Here is a 16,398-nt window from a genome sequence, read left to right on the forward strand (position 1 = left end):
CCAGCCGTACGTACGAACAGAGCAAAGGAAGCCGACCTCATGCTGCGCATCGCCGTTCCCAACAAGGGTTCACTGTCCGGACCTGCGTCGGCGATGCTCCATGAGGCCGGCTACCAGCAGCGCAAGGAGTCGAAGGAGCTCGTCCTCGTCGACCCCGAGAACGAGGTCGAGTTCTTCTACCTGCGGCCGCGCGACATCGCGATCTACGTCAGCTCCGGCCGCCTCGACATCGGGATCACCGGCCGCGACCTCCTGCTGGACTCCGGCGCCAACGCCGAGGAGATCCTCCAGCTCGGCTTCGCACGCTCCACCTTCCGCTACGCCACCAAGCCCGGCACCGCCAAGGGCCCGGAGGAGTTCGGCGGGATGACGATCGCCACCTCGTACGAGGGCATCGTCGCCAAGCACCTCGCGGACCAGGGGATCGACGCCTCCGTCGTGCACCTGGACGGCGCGGTCGAGACCGCGATCGAACTCGGCGTCGCCCAGGTCATCGCCGACGTCGTGGAGACCGGCACCAGCCTGCGCAACGCCGGCCTGGAGGTCCTCGGCGAGCCGATCCTCAAGTCCGAGGCCGTCGTCATCCGCCGCACCGGATCTCCGACCGACGACCCGAAGGTGCAGCAGTTCCTGCGCCGCCTGCAGGGCGTCCTCGTCGCCCGCAGCTACGTGATGATGGACTACGACTGCCGCGCCGAGCACCTCGAGCAGGCCGTCGCCCTCACCCCCGGCCTCGAGTCGCCGACCGTCTCCCCGCTGCACAACGAGGGCTGGGTCGCGGTCCGCGCCATGGTCCCGTCCCGCGAGGCGCAGCGGATCATGGACGACCTGTACGCGCTGGGTGCCCGCGCCATCCTCACCACGGAAATCCACGCCTGCCGCCTCTGAGGACCGAGACCACAGAACCCATGTCTGCTCCCCCGAACCGGCCCGAACTCCCCGCTCTGCCGGTCACCTTCAGGCCGACACGGACCCGGGTCGTTCTGCTGACCTCAGGTGCGGTCGTGTTCGCCACCATCACGGTCATCGCCCTGCTGCTTCCCACACTCAGCGCGGCGGAGCGGGTCAGCTTCGTCTTCACCGCCGCCCTTCTCTTCGCAGTCCTGCTGCTGCTGAGCCGCCCCAAGGTGGTCGCCGACGATTCCGGCGTCACCGTGGTCAACCTCACCAGCAAGCGACGGCTCGACTGGGCCCAGATCCTGCGGGTCAACCTGCGCCCCGGCGACCCCTGGGTCTTCCTGGACCTCAGCGACGGCACCAGCCTGCCCGCTATGGGCATCCAGCCGGGCATCGCCCGCCGGCAGGCCATCACCGACGCCCGCGCACTGCGCGCGCTCGCCGAATCGCGAGGCACCGGTACCCGCGACACCGACTGAGGCGTGTCGGGCCCGACATTGCGGCGCCCATCCCAATGACTACCCTGGTGGCGGAGGCGCCGAGTGCGCCTCCGCCCCGTGCCGCGGGAGATTCCGCGGCCACCGGGGCACCTGCGACTTGAGGAGTGACTCCCTCCAGCAATGGACGGATCGTCCGGTAGTACCTGCGCCGCCCCCAGCCCGGAGGCGGCGGCATGACCACTTCCCTCCTGCTGCTCGCCGCAGCTTTCGTCCTGATCCTCGCCAACGGCTTCTTCGTGGCGGCGGAGTTCGGACTCGTCACCGTCGACAAACCCGACGCCGAGCGCGCTGCGGCCGAAGGCGACCGCCGCGCCCGGACCGTCGTCGAGGCGCTGCGAGAACTCTCCTTCCAGCTCTCCGGCACCCAGCTCGGCATCACCCTCACCTCACTCGTCGTCGGCATGCTCGCCCAGCCCGCGCTGGCCGGTCTTCTGGCGGGTCCGTTCACCGCGGCCGGTTTCCCCCAAGGGGCCGTACCCGGCGTGGCGGTGGTCGTCGGCATGCTGCTCGCGTCCGCCGTGCAGATGGTGGTCGGCGAGCTCGTACCGAAGAACTGGGCGGTCTCCCGGCCGCTTCAGGTCGCCCGTTTCGTCGCCGGTCCGCAGTACGCCTTCTCGCGTGTCTTCCGCCCGGTGATCTCCTTGCTCAACGCCGTTGCCAACCGGCTGGTCCGGGCCTTGGGCGTCGAGCCGACCGACGAGCTGGCCTCCGCCCGCACCCCTGGCGAACTGGAGTCCCTGGTCCGCCACTCGGCTCGGGCCGGCACCCTGGAACAGGACACGGCCGACCTGTTCGTACGGACCCTCTCCCTCGGCGGGCTCACCGCCCAGCACGTCATGACGCCCCGTGTGAAGGTGAGCGCACTGCAGTCCTCCGCGACAGCCGAGGACGTCCTCAACCTCACCCGGGCCACCGGCCTCTCGCGCTTTCCCGTCTACCACGAGCGCATCGACGAAGTGGTGGGCATGGTGCACCTTAAGGACGCCCTCGCCGTACGCGTCTCCGAGCGGCTGCGCACCCCAGTCGGCCGGATCTCCGTACAGCCCCTGCTGGTGCCCGAGACCCTGCCCGTGCAGCCCCTGCTGGAGCGGTTGCGCAGCGAGCAGCCGATGGCCGTCGTGGTCGACGAGTACGGCGGTACGGCCGGTGTCGTGACCCTCGAGGACATCGTCGAGGAACTGGTCGGCGAGGTCAGGGACGAGCATGACGGCGACGAGGCCGAACGGCCGGAACTGTCCGCCGTCCCGTCCGAGGACGGCCGCCCCGCCTGGGAGGCCGAAGGCAGCTGCCGCGTCCACACCTTGCGGCGGATAGGCCTGGAGGTACCGGAGGGCCCGTACGAGACGGTGGCCGGGCTGGTCGCGGATCTGCTCGGCCGTATCCCGGCCCCCGGCGACCGGGCGGAACTCCCCGGCTGGCGGCTCTCGGTACGCCAAGTGGGCCGTTACCGGGCCGAGCGCGTACGGCTGGTCCGCACGGCCGACGTGCCGGCCGATCTCACGGAGGCAGTGCGATGAACGTGCTCCTCCTCCTCTTCGCCCTCCTGCTCGTGCTCGCCAACGGGTTCTTCGTCGGTGCCGAGTTCGCGCTCGTTTCCGTACGCCGCAGCCAGATCGAGCCGCTGGCCCGGCCCGGGGACGGCCGGCCGGGCTCGGCGCGCGCCCGCCAGGTGCTCCACGGTCTGGAGAACCTGCCGCAGATGATGGCAGCCGCGCAGTTCGGTATCACCGTCTGCTCGCTGACGCTCGGCGCGGTGGCCGAGCCGACCGTGGCCCGCCTCCTGGAGCCCGCGTTCCACGCGGCCCATGTGCCCGAAGGCCTCATCCACCCGCTGGGCTACGCCATCGCGCTCGCCGCGGTCGTCTTCCTCCATCTCGTCATCGGCGAGATGGTCCCGAAGAACCTCGCCATGGCGGCCCCGGAGAAGACCGCGCTGTGGCTCAGCCCCGGTCTCGTCGGCTTCGCCAGGCTGTGCCGGCCGGTCACCACCGCGCTGGGTGCCTGCGCCCGGCTGGTGCTGCGGCTGTTCGGCGTCGAGGCCAAGGACGAGGTGGAGGCCGTCTACACCAGCGCCCAGCTGGGCCGCCTCGTCGCGGACTCCCGCTTGGCGGGGCTGCTGGCTCCGGTCGAGCAGGAGCGGCTGGAGGACGCCCTGGAGCTGGGCAGCCGGCCGGTCACCGACGTCCTGCTGGACCGTGCCTCGCTGGTGTCCGTGGACCCCTCCGTCACGCCTCGCCAGGTCGAGGAACTGACGGTCCACACCGGGTACTCCCGCTTCCCGGTGCGCGCGTCGGACAGTGGTCCCTTCATGGGCTACCTGCACGTCAAGGACGTACTCGACCTGGAGGACGGTGACCGGGCCGTGCCGCAGCACATCTGGCGCCCGATGACCACGCTGCGCGCGGACATCCCGCTGGACGACGCCCTGACCGTGATGCGCCGCGCCGCGACCCATCTGGCGCAGGTCGCGGACGCGAACGGCCGCGTGCTGGGCCTGGTCGCGCTGGAGGACGTCCTGGAGATGCTGGTGGGCGAGGTACGGGATCCCGCGCACCGGACGGCCCCGGTGGCCTTCACCCGGCTGGCGGATCCGCGCAGGGAATCATCCGAACAGGCCCTCGCGGGCTGATTCCCGGCCGCTGAATCCCGCCTCCGCCTACGTGGCGGACGGGTCCTGCGGGCCGCGGTCGACAGGACCGCGGCCCGACAGCACCTCGCCGTACGCCTGCATCAGGTCGGGCAGCCGCAGGGTCGCCAGGTCCTCCCGCGTCGGCGTCCCGGTGTAGCCGGAGAGCCGCAGATCGCGGTAGGCGCAGCTCTTCTCGTACAAGGTGCGCAGAAAACGGCCGTTGCCCAGCTCGTCGATCCAGCCCTGGTCGACCACATGCCCGCTGATGCTGCGCAGCTCGTCCAGCGCCTCCTCGTCCCACAGATCGCCGTTCTCGGCGGCCAGCACCTCGCCGATGGCCGTCAGTTCCAGCGGCCGGTACGACGGGAAGTCCACCCGGGTGGTGAAACGGGACGAGAGGCCAGGATTGGCGGCGAGCAGCCGGTCCATGCCCTCCGGATATCCCGCCAGGATGACCACGAGGTGGTCACGGTTGTCCTCGGCGCGCTTGAGCAGCACCTGAAGTGCCTCATCGCCGTACGCGTCGCCCTTGCTGTAGCCGGAGTTGGAGAGGCTGTACGCCTCGTCGACGAACAGCACCCCGCCGATCGCCGAGTCGATCAGCTCATTGGCCTTGACCGCGGTCTGGCCGAGGAACTCGCCCACGAGATCCGACCGTTGGGCCTCCACCAGGTGGTCGCCGCCGAGCAGCCCCAGCGCGTAGAAGACCCGGCCGAGGATCCGGGCGACGGTCGTCTTCCCGGTGCCGGAAGGACCGGAGAAGACGAAGTGGCGCTTCGGCGGCTGCACCGGCAGGTCCAGGCCGGCCCGCAGCCTGGCCATGTGCAGCTGCGCGGAGAGCGCCTTGACCTGTCGCTTGACCGGCTCCAGGCCGACCATCCGCTCCAGCTCCCCGAGCGCCTCGGCCAGCAGCTCGGGATCCGAGGGACCGGACGGCAACCGTAAGGGCTGGGCGGGCACGGCCGCCTTGCGACGTGCGGTCTCGGACGGTACGGCTCCTCCCCGCGGTACCTCGGGCGCAGACCCGAACCTCAGGTCGCGGCCGTCGAGCGGGTCGGACGCCGGCAGCGGGTCGGGATCGCCCGGACCGTCGGCGGTGTCCTGGCCGACCAGCGCCGGCGAGACGGCCGCGTAGTCGGCCTGCTCGTCGTAGCCGTCGTTGTCCGTGATCGCCGCGAGGCGGGCGGAGGTGTCCATGAACGCCGGGTCGACCCGGTGCACCGCCCGGTACAGGGGGAGCGCGGCGGCGCTGCGGCCGGTGCCCTCGTGCGCCCTCGCGAGCCAGTAGCGCAACTCCTTGCGCTGTGGCTGCTCGCTGCGGCAGCGCATCAGCGCGGCGGAGAGCAGCGGCTCGGCCTGTCCGTACATCTCCAGGCGGACCCGCGCCATGCCGCCGAAGAGCCCGGACTCGATTCCGAGCAGCGGATCGTCGACCAGCGGCTCGGTGTGCCGGACCAGCTGTTCCCAGTCCTTGACCAGGTACGCGCGGCAGGCGTGCAGGAAGCGGACCTGGGGGTCGGCGTCCACCGGCGGCAGCCCCGCCAGCGCACGGTCCAGCTCGGGCACGTGGCGGCCGTCGAGCCAGTGCGAGGCGTGCGCCAGCAGCAGATCACGCGGCCTCTCCAGCACGGGCTGCACCCACCAGCCGAGCCAGTACCAGGAGTTGAGAGTGCGCCGGTGACGGGCGCGCTGCTCGCCGAACCGCTCGCGGTGGCGGAACATCCGCAGCAGTGCGGTGGTGGTGTCGATGCGCAGCGCGTGCAGGCCGAGCCAGGCGTCCGCCATCTCGGGATCGATCCGCACGGCCGCCCGGAACTCCTCCTCGGCCTGCGGATAAGCGCCCATCGTGTAGGCGTCGACGCCGCGCAGCCACGCGAGATCGGCCGGGGCGTGCGTGCCCTGCGTGCCGAAATCCATCAGTCCCCCACAAGCCGTGCCCCCGTGGTGTGCCGCCGGGCGAGCGCCCGCCGGCAGGATTGCTGAACCGCCGCGTCGTGGACGGGAGTTGTGCCGACAGGCATCGTACCTGCGGAGACGGGGTCGGCCGTAGAGCGCACTTCGGCGGCGGGCGGCCACAGCGGCCGACAGCACGGTGACCCAGGGTGAGGGAATGGCGGCGCGCAGCGCCCGCACAGAGGGGGAGAGGGCAGAACGAAGCCCCCGATCACGGGGGAACAACCGGGGGCTTCGCGTCTGCGACGGTCCGAAAGACCGCACATTGAGAACGTAAGACCAGTACGGCCCCGAGGTCAAGCAGAGTTGGCGGGTCGCAGGGGCGGGTTTCGGCCCCTTCGGAGCCCCTGCGTCCGGCGGTCACCCTCGGTGAGGGTGGAGGCCTGATCCTGTCGGCGCGGAAGCCCCGGAAGACCACTCGTACCCCTCTTCACACTGTCGTACCAGGGTGTCGGCGAAGGGGCGGGAAGGGTCATTGCGAAAGTGCCGCCGTTCCGCCGCCTCCCAGCCGTCCCAGAAGCCCGCGAGAGCCTTTCCGTCGCGGTCGCGACCCCGCTCCCACGCCTGGTTTTCCGCCAATTCCATCCACAGCAGACGTGTGAGAAACGGACGCAGCGCCCCACGCCCGGCTCCCACCCCGTCCAGGATGATCACGGGAGCGGGCTCCAGGGTGCGGTCGGGCCCGAAGTGGCGCAGCGTCCAGTCGTACGGGGCGTATCGCGCGGCCTCCCCGCGGGACAGCGGACCGATCACCCGGTCCAGGAGCCGCTGGGTCCAGCCGAACAGCTCCTCATGGGTGGCCACATCGTCGAGGTGCACCACGGGGGCGCCGCCGAGAGCCGCCGCGAGGCGGGCGGCGAAGGTGGACTTGCCCGAGCCGGCGTGCCCGTCGACGGCGATCAGCCGGACCGGGCCGCAGGAAGGAGGAAGGGCGCGCAGTTCCGCGGCGAGCGTGTCGAGAGAGGCCACCCTCTCAGCCTAAGCGGGGGTGCGCCGTCGCAGGTCACGCCAGTGGTCCAGTCCTATGTTGGTGGTCGTGGCGAGCGCCGGGACCCTGGCAGAACTGCGTGGGGAACCGCAATAGTTGGCCCACTGTCGTGCACCTGCTGCCCCGACCGGACACGGCTCGGGTATGACGAGGGGGCCTCACCCATGACCAGTCCCACTCCGCGCAGAACCGTGCTGGCCGCCGCACTCGCGGCCGCGGCGGCGGCGACCGCGGGATCAGCGGCCTCGCCCGCGGTTGCCGCCGGACCGGCCGAGCCGGCCCGAGCGGAGGAGGCGATGCGGCGTGGCCCGGCCTCGCCCGTGGACAACCGCTTCTGGACCTCGTACACCGACTGGCGCTCCGGCACCCGGAAGGGGACCAGGGCGGTGGCCGGGCTCCGTCCCGGAGTGGCGATCGACGCCCCGGCAGGCCGTACCGACTACACCGACCCGCACACCGGGAAGACCGCCACCTGGGAGTACGCGACCTGGACCTCGCCGGTGCACCGCTCCAGGGTCCCGGCCACGGAGGTCATCGCCTCCTGGAACGCCCGCACGCCGACCGGTACCTGGCTGATGGTGGAGCTGCGCGGGACCTACTCGGACGCCACTGCGACGCCCTGGTACGTGATGGGGCGCTGGGCGGCGGGTGACGCGGACGTCCGGCGGACATCCGTGGACGACCAGACGGACGGCCGGAGCACGATCTGGACGGACACCTTCTCCATCGACGATGCGAGCAATGGTCTGCGTCTTGCCTCGTACCAACTGCGTCTGACGCTGTACCGCAAGCCGGGCAGCAAGCTCACGCCGACCGTCTGGCGGATCGGCGCCATGGCCTCGGACATCCCGGACCGCTTTACGGTCCCGGCCTCGGCACCGGGACAGGCCCGTGAACTGGTCGTCCCGCGCTACTCGCAGAACACCCATGTCGGCCAGTACCCCGAGTACGACAACGGCGGCGAGGCCTGGTGCAGCCCCACCTCGTCCCAGATGATCATCGAATACTGGGGCCGCGGACCCACCGCCGAGGACCTCGCCTGGGTCAATCCCGCCTTCGCCGACCCCCAGGTCTGCCATGCCGCCCGGTACACCTTCGACTACCAGTACAACGGCTGTGGCAACTGGCCCTTCAATGCCGCCTACGCCTCGACGTACAAGGACATGAGCGCCGTCGTCACCCGGCTCGGCTCGCTCACCGACCTGGAGACGCTGATCGGTGCGGGCATCCCCGCCATAACGTCGCAGTCCTTCCTGAAGGAGGAGCTGACCGGGGCCGGCTACGGCACGGCCGGCCACCTGATGACCGTGATCGGCTTCACCGCGGACGGCGACGTGATCGCCAACGACCCGGCCTCACCCAGCAACGCGGCGGTACGCCGTGTCTACCGGCGGCGGGAATGGGAGAACATCTGGCTGAGGACCAAGAGGTACAACGCGAGCGGCAAGGTGGCGTCCGGCACCGGTGGCGTCTGTTACGTCTACTTTCCGGCCCACCCGACCGCCCGGCAGCGGCTCGCCCTGAGGTCGCTCGGCCTCCTCTGACCGCGCGGGTGAGGGAGCCGGGAAACCCCGGAGCCGGGGGACGGGGGCTCGGGATGCCAGGCTCCGACCGTCCGGCCGCCCCGCTCGACGACCAGTACGCGGACGTCGGGATCGTCGAGGTCGCGGGCCGTCTCCGCCGCGAGGTCGGCCTCGCCGCGCCAGCGCGCGTAGACCTCGGGCTTTGCCCGGATGGCGGCCAGTGCCGGAACATCCGCGGGGATGGCGGGCCGGAGTGTCACCTCGGCGCCGTGCAGAGTCTTCTCCATGCACGCGAGGCTAGGCCCTGTCCGTGAGGCTCGGCCAAGCCGCCGTGCGGGGTGCGGAGTGACGAACCTCTCTCCCTCGCCGCCGGGTTTCCTGGCACATTGGAAAGGCCACGGGGGGACGTCCACTGCCAGACGACCGAGCGAGTTTCCATGACTGCGACCACGGCCACGGCCACCGCCACGACCACCGCCTCGCGCGCCCGCACGGGCGGCCCCGAGGAAGACTCCAAGTTGCTGGAGCACATCCTCGGCTGGACTCTCGTGGTCGTGCTCGCCATGTTCGTCACCCAGGCCGGCCTGATGTAGCCGCAGGAGCGCGTCGCGCAACTGCTAGCAACCGGCCGGAGTTGTTCGCGGGCACCGGGCTGCGGCGCGCCGAGCGAGTCCGGCGTACCGTCGACGGCTACCTCCACCGCGCCCGGCATCCACCGGTCCGCCACCGCACCGTCGTCCCCCGGGGGCGCCGGTACGACGTCCAGGTGCCGGCGCATCGCAAACGGCGTGTACGGACACCGGGACCTTCCGCCGCTCGCCCGCCTCGCCCTCGTCGGCTGGCTGAACGGCGTCGACGGGGGCACGCTGGACTCGCCGGCTCACCAGCAGCCGGACCGGGACACCGTGGGTGCGCTTCCCGCGCGGACGCCGGGGGACCCGCTCGGCGCCCCGGGGGAGTTCGTGCCGGAGTGCCCCGCACCCCGGTCGAGCACACCGGCGACCGATCTCAGCTGTGGATCTTGGAACCCGTGACGGAACGGCCACGATCGGGCATACTCAAGCCGCCACAGCCGCTGGTCAGCACCTTTCGTGATCCGGGAGGGCAGCATCGGCTGGAGAGCAGTACATCCGGCGGCGCAGCCACACCCTGCGCGGCGACCGCCGCAGCGCCCGATCAGGGAGGAGAGCGCCGCCATGCCCGACCGCGCCCCGCAGCCGGTGGAACGACAGCTGCCCACCGAGGAGTCCCGGGACCTGCTCGCGCTCGTGCGCGAGATCGTCCAGGGGGAGATCCAGCCCCGGGCGGCCGAGGAGGAGGACGCCGGGCACTTCCCGCGCGAGGTCTTCACGCTCCTCTCCGACTCCGGTCTGCTCGGTCTGCCGTACGACTCCGAGTTCGGCGGCGGAGACCAGCCCTACGAGGTCTACCTGCAGGTCCTCGAAGAACTCGCGGCGGCCCGCCTCACCGTCGGCCTCGGCGTCAGCGTCCATTCCCTGGCGTGTCACGCTCTTGCCGGATACGGATCCAAGGAGCAGCAGGCGGAACACCTGCCGGCGATGCTCGGCGGCGGCCTTCTCGGGGCCTACTGCCTCTCCGAGCCCGCCTCCGGCTCGGACGCCGCCTCCCTCCGTACCAAGGCCGTCCGCGAGGGCGACGACTGGCTCGTCACCGGCACCAAGGCGTGGATCACCCATGGCGGCGTCGCCGACTTCTACACGGTCCTCGCGCGTACGGGAGCCGAGGGCGCCCGAGGCATCACGGCGTTCCTGGTGCCGGGCGACGCCGAGAACCTGAACGCCGCCGCGCCCGAGAAGAAGATGGGCATGAAGGGCTCGCCCACCGCGCAACTGCACTTCGACGGAGTGCGCGTTCCGGACGCGCGCCGGATCGGCGAGGAGGGCCAGGGCTTCGCCATCGCGCTGTCCGCCCTCGACTCGGGCCGGCTGGGCATCGCGGCCTGCGCGATCGGAGTGGCCCAGGCGGCCCTGGACGAGGCCCTGTCGTACGCGACCGGGCGTCAGCAGTTCGGCCGGCCCATCGCGGACTTCCAGGGTCTCCGCTTCATGCTCGCCGACATGGCCACGCGGATCGAGGCGGGCAGGGCGCTGTATCTCGCCGCCGCGCGGCTGCGCGACGCCGGACGGCCCTTCTCGCGGCAGGCCGCCATGGCCAAGCTGTTCTGCACGGACGCGGCGATGAGTGTCACCACGGACGCCGTACAGGTCCTCGGCGGCTACGGCTACACCGCGGACTTCCCGGTGGAGCGGTTCATGCGCGAGGCGAAGGTGCTGCAGATCGTCGAGGGCACGAACCAGATCCAGCGCATGGTCATCGCCCGTCACCTCGCGGGTCCCGAGACGCGCTGAACTGCGGGCCGGGCCGGCCGGATCGGCCCGGCCAGATCGGTGCCGCCGTGAGCCGGGACCACTCGGGGTCCCGGCGTCCCGGCAGAGTGCGGTCGCTGTCCGCCCAGTGGGTGAGGAGCGCCCGGTAGATGGGCGGATCGGCCGGATGGTGAACCGATTCTTCGGAGCTGGGCGTTACCAGGCGACGGCGTCGGCCGGTCTCGGAGTACAGCGTGGTCATATCTGGCCAACGCGGGCAGGGATCCCCGGGTCACCCCCTGCGGTATTCGGGCCTGAGTTCGCCCTGTGACCACAACGCCGCCGAGGCGGCGGCCGCGGAACGACTCCCCGGATGCGGGGAGTCACTTCAACCGCACCGCTTCTTCCAGGGCCTGACGACGGGCTTCGGCCGGAGCGACCCGCCGGACATCCCACGTTGCGCCCGCAGTCGGGCGCCGCTGTGCCCAACTCCCATCATTCCCCCGCGACACGACACCTGACATGACCCCGGGAACCCGGACATGCTGATCCCGCACCACGGCAGCCCGGCGGCCATGGTGCAGGGAAGTCATGGGTGACTGTTGGTCGGTGGGGGTCCGCCGGCCGGGCAGATCAGGCGGCGTACCGCTGCGTCGCCTGCTGCGGCACCCTGAGGGGACGTGAGCCCGGACCGCCGACGTGCGAGAACGGCTGCGTCCGCCAGTCGAGACCCTGAGGGAGCGTCAACAGCAGTGCGGTGTCCTGCTCCTGGACTTCCAGGGTCCGGTCGGCCGGCCGGGCGTCCGACGCCGAGCGCCCGGTGCCCGTGCACGCGGTCAGCCCGAACGGATTCCACGGGGTGGGGCACAGCGCGTGCTCCGGGAGTACGTCCTCGTCCGCGAGCAGTGCGATCGGCTGTGCGCAGTCCGGGCAGATCACCCGGTACATCTCGAAGGTGTCGTACGCGTCGAACTCCGTGTCTTCGTCCTCGACGGAGTCGGTGAAATCGACGGGCTCCGGTTCGGTACGTCCGGTGCGCTTCAGGTTCTGCATGGAAATTCTCCCCCTCGGGTGGGCCGATAAGGCACTTGCGGCCTCGACCACAGCAAGCACTTCCCACCGCGCGCCGCAGGTAACCGCGCAGCACCCATCGGCGCCGTCACAAACCTGTGGCGTTCGTCACATGCCCGCCGCAGGTGCCGCTCCCGGCCATCTCCGACTGTGCTGGGAGTACTCCGGGGCAATAGGTTGATCCGCTATGAGCACTATGGAGGAGCTGGATCGCCAGATCGTGGATCTGCTCGTCAGGGACGGGCGCATGAGCTACACCGATCTGGGCAAGGCCACCGGGCTGTCCACCTCGGCGGTTCATCAGCGCGTGCGCCGACTGGAGCAGCGCGGTGTCATCCGCGGCTATGCCGCCGTGGTCGACCCCGAGGCGGTCGGGCTGCCGCTCACGGCCTTCATCTCGGTGAAACCCTTCGACCCCAGCGCTCCCGACGACATCGCGGAACGGCTGGCCGGAGTCCCGGAGATCGAGGCCTGCCACAGCGTGGCGGGGGACGAGAACTACATCCTCAAGGTGCGCGTGGCCTCACCACTTGAACTGGAGGACCTGCTGAGCAGGCTCCGGGCCCTGGCCGGGGTGTCCACCCGCACGACAGTGGTCCTGTCCACCCCTTACGAGGCACGCCCGCCCCGCGTGTAGAGGGCGGCCGGCTCCGGAGGGCGGCCGGCTCCGCCGTGCGCCCGGACGAACAGGCCGGGCTCCCCGCCGTGCGTGGCGAACCCACCCCGCGCACGGGGCACCCCTGCGCAGGCGGGAGACTGGTGCCCATGACCCAGAGCACCGCCACCCCGCCCGAACCCCACCGCACCGTGCTGCTGCGCGGCGGGGATGTGCACAGTCCCGCCGACCCCTTCGCCACGGCCATGGTCGTCGAGCGAGGGCATGTCGCCTGGGTGGGCTCGGAGGGCGCCGCGGACGCGTTCGCGGCCGGGGTGGACGAGGTGGTCGACCTCGAAGGCGCTCTCGTCACCCCCGCGTTCACGGACGCGCATGTGCACACCACCGCCACGGGTCTCGCCCTGACCGGCCTCGACCTGTCCGGTGCCCGCTCGCTGCCCGAGGCGCTGGACCTCGTACGGGACCGTGCCGCCCGCCGGCCGGCCGACCGGGTCCTCCTCGGACACGGCTGGGACGCGTCACGCTGGCCGGAGGGACGCCAACCGCTCCGCGCCGAACTCGACGCCGCCACCGGCGGGCGGCCGCTCTACCTCACCCGGATCGATGTCCATTCGGCGGTCGCCACCACGGCGCTGCTCGACATGGTCCCCGGCGTTGAAGCGCTGAGCGGTTACCGCCCGGACGCCCCGCTCACCGGCGACGCCCACCACGCGGTCCGCGCCGCGGCGTACGCCGCCGTCACCCCGGGCCAGCGAACCGAGGCGCAGCGGGCGGCGCTTGCCCGGGCGGCGTCGCTGGGTATCGGCTCGGTCCACGAGTGCGGCGGTCCCGACATCTCCGACGAGGACGACTTCACGGGCCTGCTGAAGCTGGCCGGGGAGGAACCCGGGCCGCGGGTCTTCGGCTACTGGGCCGACCATGTCACCGGCGCCAAGGATGCCGATCGCATCCGCGAACTCGGCGCGGTCGGCGCGGCGGGCGACCTGTTCGTCGACGGCTCACTCGGTTCGCACACCGCCTGCCTCCACGAGCCGTACGCCGACGCCCCCCACACGGGCACGGCGCACTTCGACTCGGCCGCTGTGGCAGCCCATGTGACGGCCTGCACCGAGGCGGGCCTCCAGGCAGGCTTCCACGCCATCGGGGACGCCGCGATCACCTCCGTGGTCGAGGGAGTCCGGGCGGCAGCGGACAGGATCGGCGTGGCCCGGGTCCGGGCCGCCCGCCACCGGGTCGAGCATGCCGAGATGCTCACGCCGGAGACCGTCGCCGCGTTCGCGGAACTGGGCCTGACCGCCTCCGTCCAGCCGGCCTTCGACGCCGCCTGGGGAGGCGAGGCCGGGATGTACGCCCAGCGCCTCGGGGCCGAGCGCGCCCGCACCCTCAACCCGTACGCGGCGATGCTGCGCGCGGGCGTTCCGCTGGCCTTCGGGTCGGACAGCCCGGTCACCCCGCTCGACCCGTGGGGCACCGTCCGAGCGGCGGCCTTCCACCGGACCCCCGAACACCGCGTGTCCGCGCGGGCGGGATTCACCGCCCACACGAGGGGCGGCTGGCGGGCGCTCGGCCGCGACGACGGGGGAGTCCTCGTCCCGGGCGCACCGGCCGACTACGCGGTCTGGCGTACGGAGGAACTCGTCGTCCAGGCGCCCGACGACCGGGTCGCCCGCTGGTCCACCGACCCGCGGTCCGGCACCCCAGGGCTGCCGGACCTCACGCCGGGCCGTGAACTGCCTGTCTGCCTGCGGACGGTGGTGTTCGGACATACGGTCTTCGTACGGCCGAACGCGTGAGATAGGGGCGTGCCGTTCCGCCGATCGATGTGCCCGCGGCCGCGGGTTCACCGCCCCGGTCCTCGCTACTGACCTGGTGCTTCGATGAAACGCTGCAGGTCGAACGACTGTTGACAGAAGGCTGGCACCGGCCGGTAGGTTCGGCCGGGTCCACCACAGGACGTCCGGCCGGAAACCGCCACGCAGTCGTCGAACGCCGCTGGGTCATGGGGTGGTGCGCCGCACCGGCGCACCACCACTGGGAGCCAGGTTCAGCGCCCGCGCCTCGGGGGCGAGGGAGGGTTTCAGCGAGCCGGCAGGTGCGACCCGGGTGGGGCCCGGACGTTCAGTAGACAACGGCTCTCGGTCGACCCGCAGCCAGCGGGTCCCAGGTCGGCCCGAAGGGCGCCGGGCCCCGATCCGCAGTTCCCCGCCCTTTCACCGCCCGGCATCTCGTGCCCGCGTCGGGGGAGGGCCACACGGGTGTGCTCGCTATGGTGGGGGTCTGAACGGACTTAAGGGGAAGCAGTGAGCGACGGCGGTGAGCGGCGGTACGGCCCGCTCGGCACAGCCTTGGTGATCATTCCGACCTACAACGAGGCGGAGAACATCAAGCCGATCGTCGCGCGGGTACGGTCCTCGGTCCCCGAGGCCCACGTCCTCGTGGCCGACGACAACAGCCCGGACGGCACCGGCAAGATCGCCGACGAGCTCGCCGTGGAGGACGACCACGTCCAGGTCCTCCACCGCAGAGGCAAGGAGGGCCTCGGCGCCGCTTATCTGGCGGGCTTCCGCTGGGGCATCGAGCACGGCTACGGCGTGCTGGTCGAGATGGACGCCGACGGCTCCCACCAGCCGGAGGAGCTGCCCCGGCTGCTGACCGCCCTCAAGGGCGCGGACCTGGTCCTCGGCTCGCGCTGGGTCCCGGGCGGGCGGGTGGTCAACTGGCCGAAGTCCCGTGAGTTCCTCTCCCGCGGCGGCAGCACCTACTCGAGGCTGCTCCTGGACGTTCCCATCCGGGACGTGACGGGCGGCTACCGGGCGTTCCGCACGGATACCCTCGAAGGCCTCGGCCTGGAGGAGGTCGCCTCCCAGGGGTACTGCTTCCAGGTCGACCTGGCCCGCCGCGCGGTCAAGGCCGGGTACCACGTCGTCGAGGTCCCCATCACCTTCGTCGAGCGCGAGCTCGGCGACAGCAAGATGAGCCGGGACATCGTTGTGGAGGCCCTCTGGCGCGTCACCGCCTGGGGCGTCGGCACGCGGGCGAACCGGCTCCTCGGCCGCGAACGTCCCTGAGCCGCCGGCCCCGGCCTCCGGCCCTCACCCTTTATGCCGCCCCTGCTGTGCCACCGGGCACACTGGGGGCATGACGACCGGCACACCCGCACCCGCGGCTCCCAAGCGCTCCCGAGTCCGCTCCTTCCTCCCTCTCGCCCTCGCCGCCTGGCTGGTACTCGAGATCTGGCTGCTGACGGTCGTCGCGGACGCGGCGGGCGGCCTCACGGTTCTCGCGCTGCTGGTGGGCGGGGCGGTGCTCGGCGGGGTGGTGATCAAGCGAGCCGGCCGCCGTGCCTTCACCAACCTGACCGAGACGCTCCGGCAGGCGCAGGCGGGTGCGCCGCCCGCCGACCGGGAGAAGCAGTCCGGCGGCAACGGCTTCATGATGCTCGGCGGCTTGCTGCTGATGATGCCGGGACTGATCTCGGACGTGGCCGGGCTGCTCCTGCTGCTTCCCCCGGTCCGCTCGCGGCTCGGCGCGTACGCGGAGCGGTCCCTGGACCGCCGGATGCGGGCAGCCGGCCCCGGCAGCTTGGGCGACGCCTTCCAGCAGGCCCGCATTCACCGCCCGGACGGAAAGATCGTGCAGGGTGAGGTCATCCGCCAGGACGGTCCCGCACCGCGCGAGGGCGGGGACCGGCGGCCGCCCCTGACGCCCTGACCCGCTCGACCTGACCCGGCCTCACCTCACCTGGTGGGGGGCCGGGCCGGGAGGTCGGCCGCGGTGCGCGTACGCCAAGAGCCGCGGGGGGGGGGGCCCCCCGGGGGGGGCGCCCCCCCCCCCGGCGGGGGGGGGGTGGTTGGTTTGGGGGGGGAGCCGCCGCCCGCGGGGGTAAGCGGCGAA

General features: G+C 71.8%; 16 protein-coding genes. 12 read left to right on the forward strand and 4 right to left on the reverse strand.

Translation table 11 applies throughout. The annotated features are described in order from the left end of the window. The first annotated feature begins 39 nt into the window (after positions 1 to 39). The 4 genes from hisG (at position 40) to AB0M62_RS17705 (ending at position 4,026) form a co-directional block, all read left to right on the forward strand. Positions 40 to 888: an ATP phosphoribosyltransferase gene (hisG, locus tag AB0M62_RS17690; RefSeq protein ID WP_366075102.1), complete on the forward strand. Its 849-nt coding sequence runs from the start codon at positions 40 to 42 to the stop codon at positions 886 to 888. Positions 889 to 908: 20 nt separating this feature from the next. Beyond that, entirely contained in the window at positions 909 to 1,376 is a 468-nt protein-coding gene (locus tag AB0M62_RS17695) for a PH domain-containing protein (RefSeq protein WP_366075103.1), read from the forward strand. Between the two features lie 194 nt (positions 1,377 to 1,570). Then, positions 1,571 to 2,914 carry a hemolysin family protein gene (locus AB0M62_RS17700; RefSeq protein WP_366075104.1) on the forward strand — a complete coding sequence of 448 codons (1,344 nt, stop codon included), beginning with the start codon at positions 1,571 to 1,573 and terminating at the stop codon, positions 2,912 to 2,914. Further along, positions 2,911 to 4,026, forward strand: a complete 1,116-nt coding sequence (locus AB0M62_RS17705) for a hemolysin family protein (protein WP_366075105.1) — start codon at positions 2,911 to 2,913, stop codon at positions 4,024 to 4,026. Before AB0M62_RS17700 ends, AB0M62_RS17705 begins: the two co-directional genes overlap by 4 nt. A gap of 27 nt (positions 4,027 to 4,053) precedes the next feature. Here the strand turns inward: AB0M62_RS17705 and AB0M62_RS17710 are convergent, their stop codons facing one another. After that, complete coding sequence (locus AB0M62_RS17710; protein ID WP_366075106.1) at positions 4,054 to 5,943, reverse strand: AAA family ATPase; 1,890 nt, start codon at positions 5,941 to 5,943, stop codon at positions 4,054 to 4,056. A 396-nt stretch (positions 5,944 to 6,339) separates the two neighbouring features. Then, positions 6,340 to 6,948 carry a hypothetical protein gene (locus AB0M62_RS17715; RefSeq protein WP_366075107.1) on the reverse strand — a complete coding sequence of 203 codons (609 nt, stop codon included), beginning with the start codon at positions 6,946 to 6,948 and terminating at the stop codon, positions 6,340 to 6,342. 183 nt (positions 6,949 to 7,131) lie between these two features. On the opposite strand from AB0M62_RS17715, the gene AB0M62_RS17720 reads away from it, so the two are divergent. Further along, positions 7,132 to 8,511, forward strand: coding sequence for a C39 family peptidase (locus AB0M62_RS17720; RefSeq protein ID WP_366075108.1), 1,380 nt, complete (start codon positions 7,132 to 7,134; stop codon positions 8,509 to 8,511). On the opposite strand, the gene AB0M62_RS17725 is transcribed toward AB0M62_RS17720, so the two are convergent. Beyond that, positions 8,448 to 8,777 (reverse strand): hypothetical protein, encoded by a 330-nt coding sequence (locus AB0M62_RS17725; RefSeq protein ID WP_366075109.1) that lies wholly within the window; start codon positions 8,775 to 8,777, stop codon positions 8,448 to 8,450. The two genes, AB0M62_RS17720 and AB0M62_RS17725, sit on opposite strands and share 64 nt — an antisense overlap. Before the next feature lie 150 nt (positions 8,778 to 8,927). On the opposite strand from AB0M62_RS17725, the gene AB0M62_RS17730 reads away from it, so the two are divergent. The 3 genes from AB0M62_RS17730 to AB0M62_RS17740 all read left to right on the forward strand — a co-directional run bounded on the left by AB0M62_RS17730 (position 8,928) and on the right by AB0M62_RS17740 (position 10,859). Next, positions 8,928 to 9,083, forward strand: a complete 156-nt coding sequence (locus AB0M62_RS17730) for an SCO1431 family membrane protein (protein WP_366075110.1) — start codon at positions 8,928 to 8,930, stop codon at positions 9,081 to 9,083. Between the two features lie 195 nt (positions 9,084 to 9,278). Next, complete coding sequence (locus AB0M62_RS17735) at positions 9,279 to 9,524, forward strand: hypothetical protein (protein WP_366075111.1); 246 nt, start codon at positions 9,279 to 9,281, stop codon at positions 9,522 to 9,524. Positions 9,525 to 9,686: 162 nt separating this feature from the next. Further along, complete coding sequence (locus AB0M62_RS17740; RefSeq protein ID WP_366075112.1) at positions 9,687 to 10,859, forward strand: acyl-CoA dehydrogenase family protein; 1,173 nt, start codon at positions 9,687 to 9,689, stop codon at positions 10,857 to 10,859. Positions 10,860 to 11,450: 591 nt separating this feature from the next. Here the strand turns inward: AB0M62_RS17740 and AB0M62_RS17745 are convergent. After that, positions 11,451 to 11,870: a hypothetical protein gene (locus tag AB0M62_RS17745; protein WP_366075113.1), complete on the reverse strand. Its 420-nt coding sequence runs from the start codon at positions 11,868 to 11,870 to the stop codon at positions 11,451 to 11,453. 214 nt (positions 11,871 to 12,084) lie between these two features. On the opposite strand from AB0M62_RS17745, the gene AB0M62_RS17750 reads away from it, so the two are divergent. The 4 genes from AB0M62_RS17750 to fxsA all read left to right on the forward strand — a co-directional run bounded on the left by AB0M62_RS17750 (position 12,085) and on the right by fxsA (position 16,215). Then, positions 12,085 to 12,525, forward strand: coding sequence for an Lrp/AsnC family transcriptional regulator (locus tag AB0M62_RS17750; protein ID WP_366075131.1), 441 nt, complete (start codon positions 12,085 to 12,087; stop codon positions 12,523 to 12,525). Between the two features lie 128 nt (positions 12,526 to 12,653). Further along, complete coding sequence (locus AB0M62_RS17755) at positions 12,654 to 14,297, forward strand: amidohydrolase (RefSeq protein ID WP_366075114.1); 1,644 nt, start codon at positions 12,654 to 12,656, stop codon at positions 14,295 to 14,297. A 507-nt stretch (positions 14,298 to 14,804) separates the two neighbouring features. Next, positions 14,805 to 15,572, forward strand: a complete 768-nt coding sequence (locus tag AB0M62_RS17760; RefSeq protein ID WP_366075115.1) for a polyprenol monophosphomannose synthase — start codon at positions 14,805 to 14,807, stop codon at positions 15,570 to 15,572. Between the two features lie 70 nt (positions 15,573 to 15,642). After that, on the forward strand, positions 15,643 to 16,215 hold the full coding sequence (gene fxsA, locus AB0M62_RS17765; RefSeq protein ID WP_366075116.1) for an FxsA family membrane protein: 573 nt from the start codon (positions 15,643 to 15,645) through the stop codon (positions 16,213 to 16,215). The last annotated feature ends 183 nt before the right edge of the window (positions 16,216 to 16,398 follow it).

The sequence above is a fragment of the Streptomyces sp. NPDC051219 genome, assembly GCF_040682335.1.
GTDB lineage: Bacteria > Actinomycetota > Actinomycetes > Streptomycetales > Streptomycetaceae > Streptomyces.